Raw genomic sequence first — 19,774 nt, forward strand, 5'->3', positions numbered from 1 at the left:
CGGTAAGGCCCGCCAGGGCCGCACCGCGCGAGCGGCGCGTCGAAAAGGTGCGTCCGGCGCAGCGGCGCGAAGCCGGTAAGGCCCGCCAGGGCCGCACCGCGCGAGCGGCGCGTCGAAAAGGTGTGCGGCGCGTCGAAGAAGGAACGCGGCTAGGGGCGGCCCTGGAGTTTGGCTGAGGCGGTTCGGGTGGGGGGGAGTTGGGTGTAGAGGTGGCGGCCGGGGCATTCCGTGGCGAAGCCGTCGCGGTGGCCCGAGATGACGTTCAGGCGGACGTTGCTGCCCTTCGCGTAGAGGTTGCCGCCGCCCGAGCGGAGGGTGGTCTTCGCGCGGGGGTCCGCTCCGAAGAGGCCCAGCTTCCAGGCCGTGAGGCGGGCCACCGCGTCGACCGCCGCCTTGGGGGGAGCCGTGGAGGCGAAGGTGCCGATGACCGCCACGCCCATGCTGTCCGTGTTGAAGCCCATGGTGTGCGCGCCGAGCACCGCCTTGGCGACTCCGCCCGCCCGGCCCTCGTAGACGGTGCCGCACTTGTCGACGGCGAAGTTGTAGCCGATGTCGCGCCAGCCGCTGCTGACCACGTGGTAGCGGTACAGGCTGCGCAGGACGGCCGGGGCGTCCTTGCAGGCGTAGTTGTTGCCCGAGGCGGTGTGGTGGACGAAGGCGGCCTTGACCGTGTTCGTGTAGACGAAGCCCTTCTCGCGCAGGCTCTCGTCCGCGCCCCATCCCAGCCGGGTGACGATCTTCGGGCGCGGGCCGATGTACGGGGCGGCCGCGAGCGCCTCGTCGGCGAGGACGGCGTCGGCGGTGGAGTCGGCCTTGTTGAGGGCGGGGATCTCCTGGGCGCCCAAGGGCGCCATGGGGACGTTGGCGGAGGAGGACTCCGCCATCTCCATCGTCATGCCGGGGAGGAGGGCCAGCTCCCCCTTGTCGTCGTCGACCGGGGAAACGGGGTGATCCGGCGTGGCCGGGTCGGACGTGTTGGCGTTCTTGGCGTCCGACTGGGGGCCGGTCGTGTCTCCCGGGTCCACCAGTTCGATGCGCATGCCCGTCGGGAGGCCGCTGCTCACCACGCGGCCGCCCGGTTCCGCCTGGACGCGGACCTCGATGCCGTCGGACTGCCCGACCCACAGGGGGGCGGTGCTGCCGCGGACCCGGCCGGAGCCGCGTTCGACCGTGTCGGGGTCGGCGGCGTGTTCGCTGTTGTGGGTGTCGACGTCCTGCCACTCGGACCAGGCGGAGGTGGCCACGGAGCGGGTGCGGACCTGGACGCGGCCGTCGAACTGGGTGCTCGCGTCGTCCCAGACGACGCCGACCAGCGAGAAGGTCTTGACCTCGCGCGCCGACAGGCCCCGTGTCTCGGGCAGCCGGGGTGAGGTGCTCATGCCGGGGACCCCGGGGGTGCGGTCCGCGGCGGGCCCCACGGGGACGAGCGGCAGGGACTGGGTGGATCCGGCGGGGGCCCCGGGGGCTGCCGGGCCCGCCCCGACCGATGGCTGCGCCGCGGCCGGGCGGGCGAGGGCCGGAGAGGAGAGCGCGAGCGGCAGGGCCAGTGCGGCAGCCGTCGCGACGCCGATGGAGGAAGCAAGGAATGCACGCATGGAAAGGATGCTGAGTACTCCCGGAGGCGGGCGCCATCCGAGAACTGACGTACCGTCCGGCACCACCCCGATACCCCTCCTCCGTACGGGGGATCGTGCTGCGGCCGTACGGAGCAGGGGCGCGGCCCGCCCCGCGTAGGCTCTGGTCCGTGAACGCCACTGACCGCACCCCTGCCGACCTGCTGCGATCCGCGCTCGCCGCCGATCCCGGCCGCCCGCTCGTCACCTTCTACGACGACGCCACGGGCGAGCGCGTCGAATTGTCCGTCGCCACCTTCGCCAATTGGGTGGCCAAGACCGCCAATCTGCTCCAGGGCGACCTGGGCGCCGAGCCCGGCGACCGGCTCGCCCTGCTGCTCCCCGCGCACTGGCAGAGCGCCGTGTGGCTGCTCGCCTGCGCCTCCGTCGGGGTCGTGGTGGAGGTGGGCGGGGATCCCGGCGACGCCGACCTCGTCGTGAGCGGGCCGGACACGCTGGAGGAGGCCTCCGCGTGCTCCGGAGAGCGGGTGGCGCTCGCGCTGCGGCCGCTGGGCGGGCGCTTCCCGCAGCCGCCGGCCGGGTTCGCGGACTACGCCGTGGAGGTGCCGGGGCAGGGCGACCGCTTCGCGCCCTTCCAGCCCGTGGACGCGGACGCCCCGGGGCTGGTGGTCGGCGGCGAGGAGCTCTCCTGCGCGGCGGTCTGCGAGCGGGCCCGCGAGGACGCGGCGAAGCTCGGCTTCGGCGAGGGGGCGCGGGTGCTGTCCCGGCAGGGCTACGACAGCTGGGAGGGGCTTTCGGCCGGGCTCTACGCGGCCCTGGCCACGGGCGGCTCCGTGGTGCTGTGCCGCAATGCGGAGGGGCTGGCGGACGGGGCGCTGGCCCAGCGGATCGAGAGCGAACGGGTCACCCACACGGCCTGATCCGGCCCGACCCCGCCGTCACCCACAGCGCCCAATGCCGGATCTGGGCGATTTGTCACCCACATGGCCCTATACAGGGCCGCGCCCCCGGGCCGCATCGATCACCCGGGGGCAGGATCGGCACAGGCCGTACTCACCCGTACGGCCCGTACCGGTTCGGGTGAGGGGACGGAACGCGAGTGACGGACAGCGCGGGCATACCGGGCGGCACCGATGCGGCCGGAGGCGGGAAGCCTCCGAACGGCCGCAGGCGGCGCCGGCTGCTGCGCTGGATCGGGCTCGGAACCGGTGTGCTGGCCGTCGTGGGGGCGGGCACCGGCTGGTGGATCTACTCCAAGCTCGACGGGAACATCGCCGAGGACACCTCCGCCGCCGCCGAGCTGCGGCGCTACGACAAGGAGCGCCCGGCCCACCTGGCGGGCGGCGCGCAGAACATCCTGCTGATCGGCTCCGACTCGCGCACCGGTGCGGGCAATGCCCCGTACGGACAGGACCAGGGCACCCAGCGCTCGGACACCACGATCCTGCTGCACCTGCCGGCGGACCGGAAGAGTGCGACGGCGGTGTCGATACCGCGGGACCTGATGACGGAGATACCCGCCTGCCTGGAGCCGGACGGCAACCGCACCAGGGAGCAGTTCGCCCAGTTCAACTGGGCTTTCGAGTGGGGCGGGACCGCCTGCACGATCCGTACGGTCGAGGCGATGACCGGGATCCGGGTCGATCACCACATGGTGCTGGACTTCAACGGCTTCAAGAAGATGGTGGACGCCATCGGCGGGGTGGAGGTCTGCCTGAAGCGGCCGGTGGACGACACCGAGGCCAAGCTGAAGCTGCCGGCGGGCCGGCAGACCCTGCAGGGCGAGCAGGCGCTGGGCTTCGTACGGGCCCGCCACAGCCTGGGCAACGGCAGTGACACCGAGCGGATGGAGCGCCAGCAGGCGTTCCTCGGGTCGCTCGTCAAGAAGGTGCAGAGCAATGGCGTGCTGCTCAATCCGGCGCGGCTGTACCCGCTGCTGGACGCGGCGACCTCCTCGGTGACCACCGACCCGGGGCTGGCCTCGCTGCGGGGGCTGTACGAACTGGTCCGGGGCGTACGCGACATCCCGACCGACCAGATCAAGTTCCTCACGGTGCCGCGCCGGCCGTACGCCGCCGACGCGAACCGGGACGAACTGCGCCAGCCGGACGCGACCCAGCTCTTCCGGCGGCTGCGGGCGGACCAGCCGCTCACCATCGCCCCGCCCGCGCCCAAGACCACGGCCACGCCCGCTCCGGTCTCCCGGCCGGACGGGGAACGGGACGAGGCGGCGGCCGAGGACGGGGGGCGCCCCGGAACGGACGACCCGGGAACCGCGGAGCCCTCCGCTCCCGTCCCCACTTTCACCGGTACCACGGCCGGCGTGGCCGACTGCCGGTAAAGCAATCCCAAAAGCCGGAGTCCGGACCGAGCTTGTTGAGGCGATTGCCCCGTTGTAAGTGCGTGGAATTCATCACCAGCATGGTTTGCGGCGAACCTGTCCGGATAAGGTGAGCGATCCGGCGCCCGACCAGTACAGAGGCCGTGTGCCAGCAGCCGGATCGTTGACCGTGCGCCTGGGGGAGGCGCGTCGCGAAGCACCGACGGAGGATTCGAGCAAACCGTGGATGCGCAAAGCCGTGGACGGGCCGACGAGATCGACCCCGCAGACCAGTGGGTACTCAACCCCCGCACCGGCAACTACGAGCTGCGACTGGAAGATGCCGGTGCGCAAGCACCCTCGCAGCGTTCCGTCCCCCGCGCGGCGCCCCGTAGGGCCCCCGTTCCCCCCCGCTCCCCCGCGGCCCCGTCCCCCGCGGTCCCCGGACCGCGCCGCGGTGGCGGTCCCCCGCCCGGCGGCGGCCGGCGCGGCGGGCGTTCGCGCAAAGTCGGCGGCGGGGGCCGCAAACGGGCCCTGACCATCACCGGCGGGACCCTGGCGGTGCTGCTGGTCGGCGGCTCGGTGGCGGGGTACCTCTATTACGAGCACCTGAACGGCAACATCAGGGTCACCGACATCGGTGACGCGGGCACGAGCGGCGGTTTCAAGAAGGACCAGCCGATCAACATCCTCGTCATCGGCACGGACAAGCGCAGCGGCGCGGGCAACGAGGGGTACGGAGACGCCGGCAGTGTCGGCCACGCCGATACGACGATCCTCTTCCACGTCTCGAAGGACCGCTCCAACGCCACGGCGCTGTCCATCCCCCGCGACCTGATCACCAACCTGCCGGTCTGCCCCACGAAGCAGCCCGACGGCTCGACGAAGGACATCCCGGGCGAGCGCGGGGCCCGCTTCAACACCAGCCTCGGGCAGGCGGGCCGCGACCCGGGCTGCACGATGCGCACGGTCAAGGAGCTCACCGGGATCCAGGTCGACCACTTCATGATGGCCGACTTCAACGCGGTGAAGAACCTGAGCACGGCGGTCGGCGGGGTGCCGGTCTGCGTGGCCAAGGACGTCAACGACAAGGACTCCAAGCTCAAGCTGACGGCGGGCGAGCACCGGCTGCAGGGCGAGCAGGCACTGGCCTTCGTGCGGACCCGGCACGCCTTCGGCCAGCGCAGCGACCTCGACCGCATCAAGACCCAGCAGCAGTTCCTGGGTTCGATGATGCGGGAGATGAAGTCGAAGGAGACCCTGACCAGTCCGAAGAAGTTCCTCTCCCTCGCCGAGGCGGCCACCAAATCGCTGAGCGTGGACTCGGGCATAGGGTCGATCGGCAAACTCACCGACCTCGCGGGTGAGTTGAAGAGCATCGACCTCAAGAACATCACCTTCACCACCCTCCCGGTCATCGACAATCCGGCGGAGCCGCCGCACGCGAAGGCCACCGTGGTGGTCAAGCAGGCGGAGGCGGAGCCCCTGCTCCAGATGATCCGGGGCGACGTCTCGCTGACCGAGGTCGAGAAGAAGGAACAGGCCGCCAAGGACGCGGCGAACGCCGACGCGAAGGCCAAGCTGGACGCCCTCGTGCAGGGCCCCCGAGCGGCGGCCAAGGACGTCCGGGTGGACATCCTCAACGGCGGCGGGCCCGCCGGGTCCGCGTCCGGCACGCTGACCTGGCTGCAGAACACCGAGGGGGTGCTCAAGTCCAGCAACCTGGGCAACGCGCCCGCCAAGGTGGATGCCACGCAGCTGGAGTACGCGCCCAACCAGGCCGATCAGGCAAGGGCGTTGGCGGACATGATGGGCCTGCCGGCGACGGCGTTGAAGATGGGCACGGCCGACGCCGCCCCCAAGACACCGATGAAGCTGACGCTCGGTGCGGACTTCAAGGGGGCGGGGGTCTCCATGACGGCACCACAGCAGGCGCCCGAGGGCGTCCAGCGGGTAGAGGCGGACAAGTCCGTCTGCGCCAAGTGACCGACAGGAGGGCCGACCGGCTCTCCGCGGTCACGAAATGACGTGCCGGAACGCGGCGGACCGGCACACTACCGACACAGAGTGATCGTGATGGGGGACGCGTGAGGCACAGCAGCGTGCAAGGGGAGGGGGCGCCGGACCGGGCCGGCGACGGCATATCCGGCGCCGGCACCCGTCCGACGGCCACCAGCGCCGTACCGGCGCCGAGGTCGGGCTCCGGTCACCGCCGCGCCGGTCGCGGGAGCGGCGGTGCCAGCGGCAGTGGCAGCGGCAACCGGCCGACCCGGCGGGGGCGACGCCGCGTACTGCGCTGGGCGGCCTCCATCGTGGCGCTGCTCATACTCGTGACGGCGGCGGCCGGTTACCTCTACTACCGCCACCTCAACGGCAACATCCGCAGCGGCCAGCGCCTGAGCGGCGACAGCGGGGTCGCCAGGACCGAGGCCGACGCCGCGGGCCGGCGCCCGATCAACATCCTGATGCTCGGCTCCGACAGCCGCGACAAGCCGGAGAACGAGGCACTCGGCGGGGCCTCGGACAGCGTCGGCTCCGCACGGGCCGACGTACAGATGCTGATCCACATCTCGGCCGACCGGAAGAACGCCTCGGTGACCTCCGTTCCGCGCGACACCATCGTGGACATCCCGGAGTGCACCGACCCCAAGACGGGCGAGAAGTTCAAGGCCGTCAAGGCGATGATCAACGAGAGCTTCGGGCGCGGGGGTGCCGGCTGCACCCTGGCCACCTGGGAGAAGCTGTCCAACATCTACATCGACCACTGGATGACGATCGACTTCACCGGTGTCGTGAGCATGGCCGACGCGATCGGCGGCGTCGACGTCTGCGTCAACCAGAACGTCTTCGACCAGTCGAAGCCGGGGTCGGGGACGGGCGGTTCCGGCCTCAAGCTGGAGGCGGGCACCACCAGGATCCAGGGCAAGCAGGCGCTCCAGTGGCTGCGCACCCGGCACGCCTTCGGCAGTGACATGGGCCGCGCCAAGGCGCAGCACATGTACATGAACTCGATGATGCGCGGCCTCAAGGGCCAGAACGCCTTCACCGACCTCCCGCGCCTCACCGGCCTGGCGGAGGCGGCGACGAAGGCGCTGCAGGTGTCGGAGGAGATCGGGTCGGTCAAGAAGCTCCTCGACCTCGCCCTGCTGCTCAAGGAGGTGCCGGTCAACCGCCTCACGACGGCCACGATCCCGGTGCTGCCGGCCCCTTGGGACAAGGACCGGCTGATCGTCAACCCCACGGACGCCCCGAAGGTGTGGGAGCTGCTCCGCAAGGACGTCGCCATGGACAAGAACGGCGACCCGGCGCCGGCCGCGAGCGGATCGCCGTCGGCCCCCGCGCCGACCCCGCAGCCGTCCTCCGCGCCGCCGGCCTCCGCCCCCGCGAAGATCGCCGTACAGGTGGTCAACGGCACGGGTGTCGGGGCGCAGCCGGTGGGCAAGCGGGCCACGGCCATCGCGGGCCAGCTCGTCGCCAAGGGGTTCACCCTGGCCAAGGCGGACGGCGCGCTCACCCCCGAGAAGGCGACCGTCGTCCGCTATGCCACGGACGCCCAGGCGGCCGACGCGCAGAGCGTGGCCGCGGCGCTCGGGATCCCGGGCACCTCCGTGCAGAAGTCGGCCACGGCGGCCAAGATCACGGTGCTGGTGGGCGCGGACTGGCGCGAGGGCACCGTCTACCCGCAGCAGGCGCCGCCCGAGGCCGGCGACGTCCCGGAGTCGGCCGACGTGCTCAACGGCACGGACACCAGCTGCATGGACATCTACGAGCCGTTCCGCTGGTGATCTGACGCCTCCACACACCGAAAAGGGTGACCCGGTCCTCGTCGGACCGGGTCACCCCTTTCGTGTACGCGGGCTCAGAGCTCGGCGGCGTCCCGGCTCACCGACGGGCGGCGGCTCGCGATGACCTTGGCGGCGAGCGAGCGCGGGCTGGTCAGGAAGCCGTAGCCCCAGCACATGTGCATGGTCGCCAGGGCGACGGGGATCCGCAGCCGGGCCCCCGGCGACAGCCCCTTTCCGGCCGGGACGGAGCCGGCGGTGATCGCCGCGAGGTAGCCCGCCGGGAGGAGGAAGGCCCACGGGGTGACGGCGGCTCCGACGACCAGACCGGCGGCGATCGCGCAGACGGCGGCGGGCGGGGCGAGGTAGCGCAGGTTGATGGAGCCCGAGTGGTAGCGGGCCACCACGTGGCGCCAGCGCCCGTAGTCCTTGTACTGCTTGGCGAGCGCCCGCACCGAGGGCCGCGGTCGGTACTGGACCTTCAGCTCCGGCGAGAACCAGATCAGCCCGCCGGCCTCGCGGATGCGGAAGTTCAGCTCCCAGTCCTGGGCGCGGATGAACTCCACGTTGTACCCGCCGGCGGCCTCCAGGGCCTCCCGCCGGAACACCCCGAGGTAGACGGTGTCGGCGGGGCCGGCCTTGCCGCCGGTGTGGAAGGCCGCGTTGCCGACGCCGATCTTCGAGGTCATCGCGGCGGCGACGGCGTCCTCCCAGGGGTTCTCGCCCTCGGCGTGCATGATGCCGCCGACGTTCTGCGCGCCGGTCTCCTCCAGGAGACGGACCGCGGTGGCGATGTAGTTCGGGGAGAGCATGCCGTGGCCGTCGACGCGCACGACGATCGGGTGGTGCGAGGCCTGGATGGCCGCGTTGAGGGCGGCGGGGGTACGGCCGGTGGGGTTCGGGACGGTGTGGACCCTGGGGTCTTCGCGTACCAGCTCGGCGGCGATCTCGTCGGTACGGTCCTTGGAGGGCCCGAGGGCGATCACCACTTCCATCTCACCCCCGTACTCCTGTCCGAGGATGTGGTGGACCGAGTCGCGCAGATGGCGCTCCTCGTCGAGTACCGGCATGATCACCGAGACTGCGGGCTGCTGGGCGGGCATGTGGTCCTTCAAGGTCGGGTATCGGTGTCACGTTACCGCGTACGGGGGACCCGGGTGCGCGCCGGATGAGCAGTACGGACAACGGCTGATCGTATGGACCTACTGTTCTGACGAATCTGCCGAACGTGCGAGGTGTCCCCCGTGCCCCAGCCGCACCGTCCCACCCGACCCGCCCTGCCCGCCCGGTCCGCCCGGCCGTCGCAGCGCGCGCCGCGGCCAGGCGGTGCGGCCGGAGCGCGGGCCGGCGGGAGCCGGCCGGCGGACAGACCCCGCTGGGGGGTCCGGATCGCCGCCGGGCTGTCGGTGCTCGTCCTGGGATCGGGGGCCCTCGGGCACGCCGTGATGACCGGGCTGGACACCGGGATCCAGCGCGTGGACCCCTTCAAGGACATGAAGAACCGCCCCCAGGCCGGGCACGGGGTGAACTTCCTGCTCGTCGGCACCGACGGCCGCGACAAGATCACCGCCGAGGAGAAGCGCGAGTACCGCCTGGGCGGCGCGCCCTGCCACTGCACCGACACCGTCATGCTGGTCCACCTCTCGGCGGACCGGTCGCGGGCCAGTGTGGTCAGCCTCCCCCGCGACAGCTTCGTGGAGCTGCCCGCGCACGTGGACGGCTCCAGCGGCAAACCGCACGGGGCCCACCCCGTGAAGCTCAACGCCGCCTACGCCGAGGGCGGGCCCCAGCTGACCGTGCGCACCGTCGAGAACATGACCCGCGTGAAGATCGACCACTACCTGGAAGTCGACTTCACCAGCTTCATGAAGACGGTCGACGCCATGGGCGGCGTGGAGATCTGCACCGCCAAGACCATGAAGGACCCCAACACCGGCCTCGACCTGCTCCCCGGCACCCACCGGCTCAGTGGCGGCCAGGCCCTGCAGTACGTGCGCTCGCGCCATGTCGACGGGGCCTCGGACCTGGGCCGGATGCAGCGCCAGCAGCGGTTCATCGCCGCGCTGATCAAGCAGGCCACCGGCGGCGGGGTGCTGCTCAACCCCGTCAAGTTCAAGCAGGTCAGCTCCACCCTGCTGAGCTCGGTCCGGGCCGACAGGGGGTTCGGCTCGGAGCAGATGCTGGCGCTCGGGCAGGCGATGCGCGATTTCACCCCGTCCTCCTCGGAGTTCGCCTCCGTGCCCGTCGGCAACCCCTCCTTCGCGGTCAAGGGCATCGGCTCGACCGTGAAATGGGACGAGGGGAAGGCCGCCAAGCTCTTCCAGGCGCTGCGCGAGGACCGGCCGATGGCCCCGCCCCCGGCCGCGACCCCCGGACGGACGGTGCGCCGGCAGCCGGCGGTGCCGGTGGACGTGCCCCCGGGGCGGGTCCGGGTCCAGGTGGAGAACGGCACCCGGATCGACGGGCTGGGCACCCGGGTGGACTCGGCGCTGCGCGCCACCGGCTTCAACACCACCCGGGCCCCGGGGAACGGCGCGAGCCGGGACGTCAAGCGCACGGTGATCACGTACGACCCGCGCTGGGATCGGTCGGCCCGTACGGTGTCCACCGCGCTTCCCGGCAGTGAGATGCGGGCCGTGCGGGGGCAGGGGCGGACCGTCGTGGTGATCGCGGGCGCCGATTACCGCAAGGTGGTGGCGGTGCGCGCGGAGGATCCGTACCAGGGCGAGTTCGGTGTGGTCACCGGTGACCAGGTGGTCTGCGGCGGCGGCTGACCCGGCCTGCGCATCCGCGGCCGGAGCCGGAGCCGGAGCCGGAGCCGCCGGGCCTCAGCCGAACCAGCCGTCCGCGTGGGCCCGCTCCATCGCTCCGTAGAAGGCGTCCGCCACCTTCGCGTACCCGGTGTCGTTCGGGTGCAGGCCGTCGGCGAGCTCGGCGGGCATGGAGGCGTCCGCCCGTTCCGCGGGTGTCAGCCAGGGAGCCTTGACGAACGTGAAGTGCCGGCCCGCCCCCTGCTCCCGTGCCTCGATCTGCTTGAGGCGCCGGTTGTAGGCCGCGATCGGCTCGGAGATGTCCTGGTCCTTCGAGCCGGGGGTCGAGGGGACCAGGCCCTGCATGATGACGGTGGCCCCCGGGCGCAGGGTGAAGATCCGGTCGACCAGGTCCTCGGCCTCGTCCGCGGCCCGGTCGGGGTCGCCGCCGCGGTTCAGGTTGTTGAGGCCGATGTGGAGCAGGACCACGTCCGGTTTGGCGGCCGCGATCCACCGGTCGACGCCGGCCCGGATCCGGCCGACGGTGTATCCGGGGTGCCCTTCGTGCTCGTTGTCGTCCATGGGGCCCTGTGCCCGGGATCCCACGAAGTCCATGGCGTACCCCGAGTGGCCGGCGACCAGGCGCCCCAGCGGCAGCCGGTAGCCGCCGAAGTCGGAGCTCCCCACGCCCGCGGTGGTCGAGGCGCCGAGGGGCATGACGCGGACCGTGCGGGGCGGGCGCGTGCCGGAGGAGGCCTCGGGGGAGGCGGTCGGGGACGGCGGGACCGCGGGGGTGGGGTTCTGGTCGGAGGCCGCCGTCAGCAGCGGGACCGCCACGGCGAGACCTGCGAGTCCGGCGACGCCTGCGAACACGGCAGAGCGGCGATTCATGAGGCCTTCCGGGTGGGGCGGCGGCGCGGGCGCGGGAACACGGGGAACACGGGGAACGCGGGGTACACGGGGAACGCGGGGAGACGGGGGCGGACTAGACGTCGGCGTCCAGCCCCTGTGCGGTCCGTTCTTCCCGAAGGTCGCGGATGGCTTGGCGGCGGGCGAGCCGGTGGGTGCGCCGGATCTGGGCCTCCTGGTAGCGCCGCTCGTCCCGCTCGGTCTCCCGGATCACCTGCGGGACCTGACGGGGCTTGCCCTCGGCGTCGACCGCGGTGAAGACGAGGTAGGCGCTGCCGACCTGGGTGGCGGGGGTGGACTCGTTCCACCGCTCCGCGAGGACCCGTACGCCGATCTCCATGGAGGAGCGGCCGGTCCAGTTGCACTGGGCCTTGACGTGGACGAGGTCACCGACGCGGACGGGGGCGAGGAAGGCCATCTCGTCCATGGAGGCGGTGACGGCCGGGCCCCCGGAGTGGCGGCCGGCCACGGCGCCCGCCGCGTCGTCCACCAGCTTCATGATCACGCCGCCGTGCACCGTGCCGAGGAGGTTGGTGTCGTTGGCGGTCATGATGTGGCTCAGGGTGGTGCGGGAAGCCGAGATCGGCTTTCCCACCGGCTCGCCCGGTATCTCTGTCATGGAGACAGCTTAGGGCGTGCCTTTTGGATCAGGCCGGGTCAGCCCGCGGTGTCCGGTGCCGCGGGCCCGGCCTGATCCGAAAGACACGCCCCAAGTGCGGTCCGCGGGCATCAGCTCTGCAACAGCACCGGTACGAAGAGCCGCCGGGGGTGTTCCGTGTACCTGTCTGCCAGGCATTCTTGGGCACATGAGTGACTGGGACGGGTGGAGCGGCGAGCAGGACCAGCGCGGCCGCCGCGATGACGGGTACGGCCGCGGCAGCGGCCAGGCGGAGCCGGAAGGCGCGCGGCGGATGAGGCACGTCCAGCGGCCCGGTCCCGGCCCCCAGGCGTCCCGGCAGCAGCCGGTGCAGCCCCAGCAGCCCCCGCGCCGCCCGGCCCAGCCGCCGGCCGGGGCCCCTTACGTGCCTCCGCAGCAGGACGGCTCGTACAGCGGTGGCGCCGGCGGCGGCTTCGACAGCGGCTACAACACCGGCCAGGTCTACGGCGGCGGCAGCGGCCGCCCGCCCGCCGGGCCGCGCGGGCGCGGACCGGGTGGCCCCGGCGGCCCGGCCCGGCCCGCGGGACCGGCCCCGGACTGGCGCAGGCGGATCAAGATCGGCTCGATCGTGCTGGTCTCCGGCCTGCTCGTGACGGGCATCGGCACGTACTTCTGGGCCGACTCCAACGTGCGCCGCGAGGTCGACCTCTCCAAGGTCATCGAGCGCCCGAAGGAAGGCGACTGCACGACCTACCTGATCGTGGGCTCCGACAGCCGTGAGGGCATGTCCGCCGAGGACAAGAAGAAGCTCCACACCGGCTCGGCCGAGGGCAAGCGCACCGACTCGATGATGATCCTCGCGAAGTGCTCCAGCGGGAACACGATGATCTCCCTGCCGCGCGACTCGGACGTGGAGATCCCGTCCTTCGTCGGCTCGGATTCGGGCACGAAGTACCCGGGCAAGGGCAAGCGGACCAAGCTGAACGCGGCCTACGCCGAGGACGGCCCGGAGCTGCTGGTGCGGACGGTGGAGTTCAACACCGGCCTGCGCATCGACCACTACGCGGAGATCGGCTTCGCCGGCTTCGCGAACATCGTGGACGCGCTGGGCGGGGTGGAGCTGAACATCGAGAAGGGGTTCAAGGACGAGAAGTCCGGGGCCGACTTCAAGGAGGGCACCCAGACGCTGAACGGCGAGCAGTCGCTGGCCTACGTACGGACCCGCTACGCCTTCGCCGAGTCGGACCTGCAGCGGACCAAGAACCAGCAGAAGTTCCTGTCGGCGCTGGCCGGCCAGGCGGCGACCCCGACGACGATCCTGAACCCGTTCTCGCTGTACCCGGTGCTGGGCGCGGGTCTGGACACGCTGATCGTGGACAAGGACATGGGCCTGTACGACATGGGGTCGATGTTCTTCGCGATGAAGGGCATCAGCGGCGGTGACGGCGTGTCCATGAACATGCCGATCTCCGGTCAGCGCGGCGGCAACCTCGTCTGGGACAAGGCGAAGGTGAAGCAGCTGGTCCAGCAGATCCAGAAGGACGAGAAGGTCACCGTCCGCGGGAACTGATCACGGAGGCGGGGCGCCCCTTGCCGGGGCACCCCGGCCCCGGCAAGGGGCGCCCGCCGCTGCTCAGGCGTCGGAGGAGAACCGGATCGCCGCGTCGGGCAGCCGCGCCCCGCACCAGACCCGGGCTCCGGCGCGGAGCTCGTTGTCGGCGCCCACGACGGCTCCGTCACCGATGACGGCGGCGTCCACCACGGTCCGCGCGCCCACCGAGGCGCCGGCGCCGATCAGACTGGCGGACACCTGGGCGTCGGGGCCGACGACCGCGTCCGCCAGCACGATGGAGCCCTGGACGACCGCGCCCGCCTCGACGCGGGCCCCGGCGCCCACGACGGTGCCCCCCGACAGCTTGGCCCCGGCCGCCACGTGGGCTCCGGGCAGGACGAGGGACTCGCCGCGGCGTCCGGGGACGGCCGGGGAGGGGACGACACCGCGGACCAGGTCGGCGGAGGCCTGGATGATCGCCTCCGGCTTGCCGAGGTCCATCCAGTACGTGTTCTCGGTGACCCCGTGCAGGGTGGCCCCGGAGGCGAGCAGACCGGGGAAGGTCTCGCGCTCCACGGAAACGGACCGGCCGGCCGGGATCGTGTCGATCACGCTGCGCCGGAAGACGTAGCAGCCGGCGTTGATCTGGTCGGTGATGATCTCCTCGGGCGTCTGCGGCTTCTCGGTGAAGGCCAGCACCCGCCCCTGGGCGTCGGTGGGGACCAGGCCGAAGGCGCGCGGGTCGTCGACCCGGACCAGGTGCAGGGAGACGTCGGCGTCGGCCGCCTTGTGCGATTCCACGAGCCCGGCGATGTCCAGGCCGGTGAGGATGTCCCCGTTGAAGACGAGCACGGAGGAGTCCGGGCCGCCGGTGAGCAGCCGCGCCGCGTTGCGGATGGCGCCGCCGGTGCCGAGGGGCTCGTCCTCGACCACGTACTCCAGGTGGACGCCGAAGTCCGACCCGTCCCCGAAGTAGGGCTCGAAGACCTCGGCGAGGTAGCAGGTGGCCATCACGATGTGCGTGACGCCTGCGGCGGCGGCGCGGGCTATCTGGTGGGCTAGGAAGGGAACACCTGCCGTGTGGACCATCGGCTTCGGCGTGTTCACCGTGACGGGGCGCAGCCGCGTCCCCTGTCCGCCGACCAGCAGGATCGCTTCCGTCATGTGCGTTCTCCCCAACCGGTTCCGGCGTACGAAGGTCCAAATTTAGCCCATCCGGGGGATCCCCAGGGGGCAGGTGCCCGATGTGTGCGACCGTCTTCGCCGCAGGCCAGGGCCTCAGGCGGCGAACGGGTTGGCGTGGCCGGGCAACTGCTGCCCGGGGCCCAGGAATCGCCGGCGGCCCTGTTCGTCGTGCACCACGATGAACCCGGCGGCCGTCAGCCTCCGTGTGATCTTCTCGCGGCGGACCACGCCCACTTTGAACGCCACGGTGATGAGCAGCGCGAGCGCCGCGCCGGAGACGAGCGCTTCGACCGGCGGCTTTTCGATGAGCATGAGGCCGGTCAGGAGCGCGCAGGCGGAGTAGATCTTCACCTTCAGGCTCCGGTCGGCGATGTACATGGCCATCACGTCGAAGGTGATGAGGTCCCTGAGCACGGCCACGGCGCCGACCGCCCCGGGGAGCGGCTTCAGCGAACCCTGACCCAGCCCCGGCACCGTCCCGCCGTTGCCCGCCCGCGGATGGGCGGTGATGGTGGCCGCTTCGCGGACGCGCGCGTCCGGCCGCGGGTCCCGGTGCATCCGGACCTGGACGAGAGAGTTCTTGAACCCGGTCCGGTAGGCGATGCCGTACGTGTAGCCGTACTGCTCCGCCGCGTGCGCCAGGGCGGCCGCCTTCTGCGCGGTGCCCTGCGGGGCGATCTCGACGATGTCCTGCTGGCGGGCGATCTGCTGGAGCATCCCCGCTATGTGACCTTCTACGGACATCCTGTTCCCCGCCCCCGCGACCCCGCGCTGGGGCCGACCGGCGCACAGCCTAGGGGGTGCGCCGCCGGTCGGATGACGCGAGGTCCCCCGGGCATGGATCGGGAGACCTCGCGTCCGCGTCCGGCGGGGTCCGGCCCCTACGGCAGGTTGCGGGCCATGACGATGCGCTGGACCTGGTTCGTGCCCTCGTAGATCTGGGTGATCTTCGCGTCGCGCATCATGCGCTCCACCGGGTAGTCCCGGGTGTAGCCGTAGCCGCCGAGGAGCTGGACCGCGTCCGTGGTGACCTCCATGGCCACGTCCGAGGCGAAGCACTTGGCCGCGGCGCCGAAGAAGGTGAGGTCCTCGTGCGGGCCGCCGCCGGAGACGCGCTCCGAGCGGGCCGCCGCCGCGTAGGTCAGCTGGCGGGCGGCCTCGATCTTCATGGCCATGTCCGCGAGCATGAACTGCACGCCCTGGAAGTCGCCGATCGGCTTGCCGAACTGCTTGCGCTCCTGGACGTAGCCCTTGGCGTAGTCCAGGGCGCCCTGGGCGATGCCCAGCGCCTGGGCGGCGATGGTGATGCGGGTGTGGTCGAGGGTCTTCATCGCGGTGGCGAATCCGGTGCCCTCGGCGCCGATCATGCGGTCGGCGGGGATGCGGACGTTGTCGAGGTAGACCTCGCGCGTCGGGGAGCCCTTGATGCCGAGCTTCTTCTCCGGAGCACCGAAGGAGACGCCCTCGTCCGACTTCTCGACGACGAAGGCGCTGATGCCCTTGGAGCGCTTCTCCGGGTCCGTGACGGCCATGACCGTGTAGTACTCGGAGACGCCGGCGTTGGTGATCCAGCGCTTGACGCCGTTGAGCACCCAGAAGTCCCCGTCGCGCACGGCGCGGGTCTTCATGCCCGCGGCGTCCGAGCCCGCGTCGGGCTCGGAGAGGGCGTACGAGAACATCGCGTCGCCCTTGGCCAGCGGGCCGAGGTACTTGGCCTTGAGCTCCTCGGATCCGGAAAGGATCACCGGGAGCGAACCGAGCTTGTTGACCGCGGGGATGAGGGAGGAGGACGCGCAGACGCGGGCCACCTCCTCGATCACGATCACGGTGGCGAGGGCGTCGGCGCCCGCGCCGCCGTAGCTCTCGGGCACGTGGACGGCGTGCAGGTCGCTGGCGACGAGGGCGTCCAGGGCCTCCTGCGGGAAGCGGGACTCCTCGTCGACCGCGGCGGCGAAGGGCATGATCTTCGCCTCGGCGAGCGCGCGGACGGACTCGCGGAGCATGTCGTGCTCCTCGGCCGGGCGGTACAGGTCGAAGTCGGCAGAACCCGCCAAGATCTCTCACTCCCCAGGTGGTGCGTGGTGTTAACTACCGTTAAGTAGCCCAAGCTTAGTGTCCGGCCGCCGACCGCGACACGGGCGTCGCACGTGAGTTGCGTGACAGCGGGGCCGGTGCGAGGCGCCGGGCGGGCGGCGACCGGGGGGCCGCGCGGTGACGGACGGGCGGCGGACGGGCGGCGGGCGGGTGACGGACGCCGGAATGCATCCCCGGCCACCGGCCCGACTATGCTCGGTTGCCGCGAACGGCCCAGCACCTCCAGGAGCACTCATGGCCCCCCTCAAGATCACTGTGATCGGCACCGGATACCTCGGCGCAACGCACGCCGCGGCAATGGCGGAGCTGGGGTTCGAGGTGCTCGGACTGGACGTGGTGCCGGAGAAGATCGCCATGCTGGCCGCCGGCCGCGTCCCCATGTACGAGCCGGGGCTGGAGGATCTGCTGGCCGCGCACGTGGCCGGACTGCCGGGCTCCACGGGCCGGCTGCGCTTCACGACCTCCTGGGAGGAGGTCGGCGCCTTCGGCGACGTCCACTTCGTCTGCGTGAACACCCCGCAGAAGCACGGCGAGTACGCCTGCGACATGAGTTACGTCGACTCCGCCGTGGAATCGCTCGCCCCGCACCTGACGCGGCCCGCCCTGGTCGTCGGCAAGTCGACCGTGCCCGTCGGCTCCGCCGAGCGCCTCGCCGCGAAGCTGACCGCGCTCGCCCCGGCCGGCGAGGAGATCGAGCTCGCCTGGAACCCGGAATTCCTGCGCGAGGGCTTCGCCGTCCAGGACACCCTGCACCCGGACCGGATCGTCATCGGGGTCGACGGCGAACGCGGCGAACGCGCCGAGAAGGTCCTGCGGGAGGTCTACGCGACCCCCATGGGCGAGGGAACCCCGCTGGTCGTCACCGACTTCCCCACCGCCGAACTCGTCAAGACCGCCGCCAACTCCTTCCTCGCCACGAAGATCTCCTTCATCAACGCGATGGCCGAGGTCTGCGAGGCCGCCGGCGGCGACGTGGTGAAGCTGGCCGAGGCCATCGGCCACGACGAGCGCATCGGGAAGAAGTTCCTGCGCGCCGGCATCGGTTTCGGCGGGGGCTGCCTGCCCAAGGACATCCGCGCGTTCATGGCGCGGGCCGGCGAGCTCGGTGCCGACCAGGCCCTGACCTTCCTGCGCGAGGTCGACTCCATCAACATGCGCCGCCGCGGCCACATGGTCGAGCTGGCCCGCGACGCCGTCGGCGGTTCCTTCCTCGGCAAGCGCGTCGCCGTCCTCGGCGCCACCTTCAAGCCGGACTCCGACGACGTCCGCGACTCCCCCGCGCTGAACGTGGCCGGCCAGATCCACCTCCAGGGCGGCCAGGTCACCGTCTACGACCCCAAGGGCATGGACAACGCCCGCCGCGTCTTCCCCACCCTCGGGTACGCCGGCTCCGCCCTGGACGCCGCCCGCGGCGCCGAGGTCGTGCTGCACCTCACCGAGTGGCGGGAGTTCCGCGACCTGGACCCCGCCGCCCTCGGCGAGGTCGTCACCGACCGGCTCGTCCTCGACGGCCGCAACGCCCTCGACCCCGAGCGGTGGCGCGCGGCCGGCTGGACCTACCGCGCGATGGGCCGCCCGCGCGCCTGAACCGGCGGCCCCCGATCCGCTTCGTTGCGGAATACACGGTTTCACATCTCGTCACCGGATCGTTGGCGAGAGCCACCGTGGCCGCACCCCCCGGATCGCTAGACTCACGGCCGATGACCAGTACGAGCAGGACCATCGACTCCGCACTCCGGGGGCGCGCCGGCCGCCTGGCCATGGCGGGCTTCTGGCTGGCCACCCGGACCCTGATGGTGGTCCTCCTCGTGGTGAACCTGCACGGCACCTCCTCGGTGCGCGTGGAGATCACCCAGACCTACAACAACTGGTACGACGTCCTCGTCACGGGGACGATGCCGCACGACGACGTCATGTGGCAGTACCCGCCGGCCGCGGCGGCGATCTTCCTGTCGCCCGACCTGCTCCCCTTCCTCAGCTACTTCCAGGCCTTCGTCGCCCTGACCGTGATCTGCGACGCGCTGATCGCCGTCGGCCTGGTCCGCGCCGCCCGCCGCGCCGACGGCAGCCTGGCCGGCGCCGTGCTGTGGCTGACCACGCTGCCGCTGCTGCTGTCGCTGCCCTTCGGCCGCTACGACCTCCAGGTCACCCTGCTCGCCGTCGGCTCGCTGCTGTGCCTGCGCTTCCGCCGCAAGCTCGGCGGCGTCCTCGCCGGAATCGGCGCCCTGGTCAAGGTCTGGCCGCTGCTCACGCTGATCGGCACCCCGCGCGGCCGCACCACCCGCGACGCGATCCTCTCGGCCGTGGCGGCCGGGGCCGTCCTGCTCGCCGTGCTCGCGCTGTTCTTCCGCGACACCCTCGGCTTCCTGGGCAACCAGGGCAACCGCGGCATCCAAGTCGAGTCCCTCGGCGGCTCCGCCCTGATGCTCGGCAAGCTCGTCGGCGCCTGGTCCGGGAAGATCGAGGTCCGCTACGGCGCCTACGAGTACCTCGGCCCGTACGTCTCCAGCGTCGCCCTGCTCTCCGTCGGCCTCACGGTCGCCGGGTTCGCCTGGCTGCTGCTGTGGCGGGTGAAGGCCCGGCGCTGGACCACCGCGACCCCGCTGGACGCCGCGCTGTGCGCCATCCTCGTCTTCACCATCACCAGCCGCGTGCTCAGCCCGCAGTACCTGATCTGGCTGGTCGGCCTCGCGGCCGTCTGCCTGACCTGCAAGCACACCACGCAGCGGCCGGTGGCCTGGCTGATCGTGGCCTCCACCGCGCTCAGCACCGTGATCTACCCGCTGACCTACGGCTCGGAGATCCTCCCGGGCACCGGCTTCGGCACGTTCCTCCTGGTGCTCCGCAACGGCCTGCTGGGATGGGCCGCCGTCTGGTCCTGCCTGCGCCTGTGGCGGGCGAGCGTGAGCCCCGTCCCCGCGACCGGGGCCGGGAACGGGAAGGACGCCGGGCCCACGGCGGCCCCGGCGTCCAAGGCCGGATCCGAGGTCCCGGCGCGCGTCTGAATCCC

General features: G+C 71.9%; 15 protein-coding genes. 8 read left to right on the forward strand and 7 right to left on the reverse strand.

The window, feature by feature from the left end; all coding sequences use genetic code 11:
- Positions 1 to 149 precede the first annotated feature (149 nt).
- A complete protein-coding gene (locus tag OG247_RS16940) occupies positions 150 to 1,595 on the reverse strand; it encodes a peptidoglycan recognition protein family protein (RefSeq protein ID WP_327253037.1) in 1,446 nt (481 codons plus the stop codon).
- A 149-nt stretch (positions 1,596 to 1,744) separates the two neighbouring features.
- Between OG247_RS16940 and OG247_RS16945 the strand changes: the two genes are divergently transcribed.
- From OG247_RS16945 to OG247_RS16960, 4 genes are all read left to right on the forward strand, one after another.
- Positions 1,745 to 2,494 carry a TIGR03089 family protein gene (locus OG247_RS16945; RefSeq protein ID WP_327253038.1) on the forward strand — a complete coding sequence of 250 codons (750 nt, stop codon included), beginning with the start codon at positions 1,745 to 1,747 and terminating at the stop codon, positions 2,492 to 2,494.
- Between the two features lie 179 nt (positions 2,495 to 2,673).
- The gene (locus OG247_RS16950; protein ID WP_327253039.1) at positions 2,674 to 3,915 is read left to right on the forward strand and encodes an LCP family protein; all 1,242 of its coding nucleotides are present in this window, start codon (positions 2,674 to 2,676) and stop codon (positions 3,913 to 3,915) included.
- Positions 3,916 to 4,137: 222 nt separating this feature from the next.
- Complete coding sequence (locus OG247_RS16955) at positions 4,138 to 5,880, forward strand: LCP family protein (RefSeq protein ID WP_327253040.1); 1,743 nt, start codon at positions 4,138 to 4,140, stop codon at positions 5,878 to 5,880.
- A gap of 101 nt (positions 5,881 to 5,981) precedes the next feature.
- Positions 5,982 to 7,679 (forward strand): LCP family protein, encoded by a 1,698-nt coding sequence (locus OG247_RS16960; RefSeq protein ID WP_327253041.1) that lies wholly within the window; start codon positions 5,982 to 5,984, stop codon positions 7,677 to 7,679.
- A 74-nt stretch (positions 7,680 to 7,753) separates the two neighbouring features.
- On the opposite strand, the gene OG247_RS16965 is transcribed toward OG247_RS16960, so the two are convergent.
- A complete protein-coding gene (locus OG247_RS16965) occupies positions 7,754 to 8,779 on the reverse strand; it encodes a glycosyltransferase family 2 protein (protein ID WP_327253042.1) in 1,026 nt (341 codons plus the stop codon).
- A 141-nt stretch (positions 8,780 to 8,920) separates the two neighbouring features.
- Here OG247_RS16965 and OG247_RS16970 point away from each other — a divergent pair, with 141 nt between their 5' ends.
- Complete coding sequence (locus tag OG247_RS16970; RefSeq protein ID WP_327253043.1) at positions 8,921 to 10,450, forward strand: LCP family protein; 1,530 nt, start codon at positions 8,921 to 8,923, stop codon at positions 10,448 to 10,450.
- A gap of 54 nt (positions 10,451 to 10,504) precedes the next feature.
- On the opposite strand, the gene OG247_RS16975 is transcribed toward OG247_RS16970, so the two are convergent.
- Together OG247_RS16975 and OG247_RS16980 are read right to left on the reverse strand one after the other, a co-directional pair.
- On the reverse strand, positions 10,505 to 11,317 hold the full coding sequence (locus OG247_RS16975) for an SGNH/GDSL hydrolase family protein (RefSeq protein ID WP_327253044.1): 813 nt from the start codon (positions 11,315 to 11,317) through the stop codon (positions 10,505 to 10,507).
- A gap of 94 nt (positions 11,318 to 11,411) precedes the next feature.
- A complete protein-coding gene (locus OG247_RS16980) occupies positions 11,412 to 11,954 on the reverse strand; it encodes an acyl-CoA thioesterase (RefSeq protein WP_327253045.1) in 543 nt (180 codons plus the stop codon).
- Positions 11,955 to 12,141: 187 nt separating this feature from the next.
- Here OG247_RS16980 and OG247_RS16985 point away from each other — a divergent pair, with 187 nt between their 5' ends.
- On the forward strand, positions 12,142 to 13,503 hold the full coding sequence (locus OG247_RS16985) for an LCP family protein (protein WP_327253046.1): 1,362 nt from the start codon (positions 12,142 to 12,144) through the stop codon (positions 13,501 to 13,503).
- 63 nt (positions 13,504 to 13,566) lie between these two features.
- Here the strand turns inward: OG247_RS16985 and OG247_RS16990 are convergent, their stop codons facing one another.
- The 3 genes from OG247_RS16990 to OG247_RS17000 all read right to left on the reverse strand — a co-directional run bounded on the left by OG247_RS16990 (position 13,567) and on the right by OG247_RS17000 (position 16,724).
- Entirely contained in the window at positions 13,567 to 14,649 is a 1,083-nt protein-coding gene (locus OG247_RS16990; RefSeq protein WP_327253047.1) for an NDP-sugar synthase, read from the reverse strand.
- Between the two features lie 114 nt (positions 14,650 to 14,763).
- The gene (locus OG247_RS16995) at positions 14,764 to 15,414 is read right to left on the reverse strand and encodes a hypothetical protein (RefSeq protein WP_327253048.1); all 651 of its coding nucleotides are present in this window, start codon (positions 15,412 to 15,414) and stop codon (positions 14,764 to 14,766) included.
- A gap of 137 nt (positions 15,415 to 15,551) precedes the next feature.
- Positions 15,552 to 16,724, reverse strand: a complete 1,173-nt coding sequence (locus OG247_RS17000; protein ID WP_327253049.1) for an acyl-CoA dehydrogenase family protein — start codon at positions 16,722 to 16,724, stop codon at positions 15,552 to 15,554.
- 274 nt (positions 16,725 to 16,998) lie between these two features.
- On the opposite strand from OG247_RS17000, the gene OG247_RS17005 reads away from it, so the two are divergent.
- Positions 16,999 to 18,351: a UDP-glucose dehydrogenase family protein gene (locus tag OG247_RS17005; RefSeq protein WP_327253050.1), complete on the forward strand. Its 1,353-nt coding sequence runs from the start codon at positions 16,999 to 17,001 to the stop codon at positions 18,349 to 18,351.
- Positions 18,352 to 18,464: 113 nt separating this feature from the next.
- Positions 18,465 to 19,769, forward strand: a complete 1,305-nt coding sequence (locus tag OG247_RS17010; RefSeq protein WP_327253051.1) for a glycosyltransferase family 87 protein — start codon at positions 18,465 to 18,467, stop codon at positions 19,767 to 19,769.
- Positions 19,770 to 19,774 lie beyond the last annotated feature (5 nt).

The sequence above is a fragment of the Streptomyces sp. NBC_01244 genome (assembly GCF_035987325.1).
Taxonomy (GTDB): Bacteria; Actinomycetota; Actinomycetes; order Streptomycetales; family Streptomycetaceae; genus Streptomyces.

What these genes read in the sequence shown, in the direction of transcription:
- OG247_RS16940 (WP_327253037.1), bottom strand. Translation starts at nt 1,595, where the DNA reads ATGCGTGCATTCCTTGCTTCCTCCATCGGCGTCGCGACGGCTGCCGCA.
- OG247_RS16965 (WP_327253042.1), bottom strand. Translation starts at nt 8,779, where the DNA reads ATGCCCGCCCAGCAGCCCGCAGTCTCGGTGATCATGCCGGTACTCGAC.
- OG247_RS16975 (WP_327253044.1), bottom strand. Translation starts at nt 11,317, where the DNA reads ATGAATCGCCGCTCTGCCGTGTTCGCAGGCGTCGCCGGACTCGCAGGT.
- OG247_RS16980 (WP_327253045.1), bottom strand. Translation starts at nt 11,954, where the DNA reads ATGACAGAGATACCGGGCGAGCCGGTGGGAAAGCCGATCTCGGCTTCC.
- OG247_RS16985 (WP_327253046.1), top strand. Translation starts at nt 12,142, where the DNA reads ATGAGTGACTGGGACGGGTGGAGCGGCGAGCAGGACCAGCGCGGCCGC.
- OG247_RS16990 (WP_327253047.1), bottom strand. Translation starts at nt 14,649, where the DNA reads ATGACGGAAGCGATCCTGCTGGTCGGCGGACAGGGGACGCGGCTGCGC.
- OG247_RS16995 (WP_327253048.1), bottom strand. Translation starts at nt 15,414, where the DNA reads ATGTCCGTAGAAGGTCACATAGCGGGGATGCTCCAGCAGATCGCCCGC.
- OG247_RS17005 (WP_327253050.1), top strand. Translation starts at nt 16,999, where the DNA reads ATGGCCCCCCTCAAGATCACTGTGATCGGCACCGGATACCTCGGCGCA.
- OG247_RS17010 (WP_327253051.1), top strand. Translation starts at nt 18,465, where the DNA reads ATGACCAGTACGAGCAGGACCATCGACTCCGCACTCCGGGGGCGCGCC.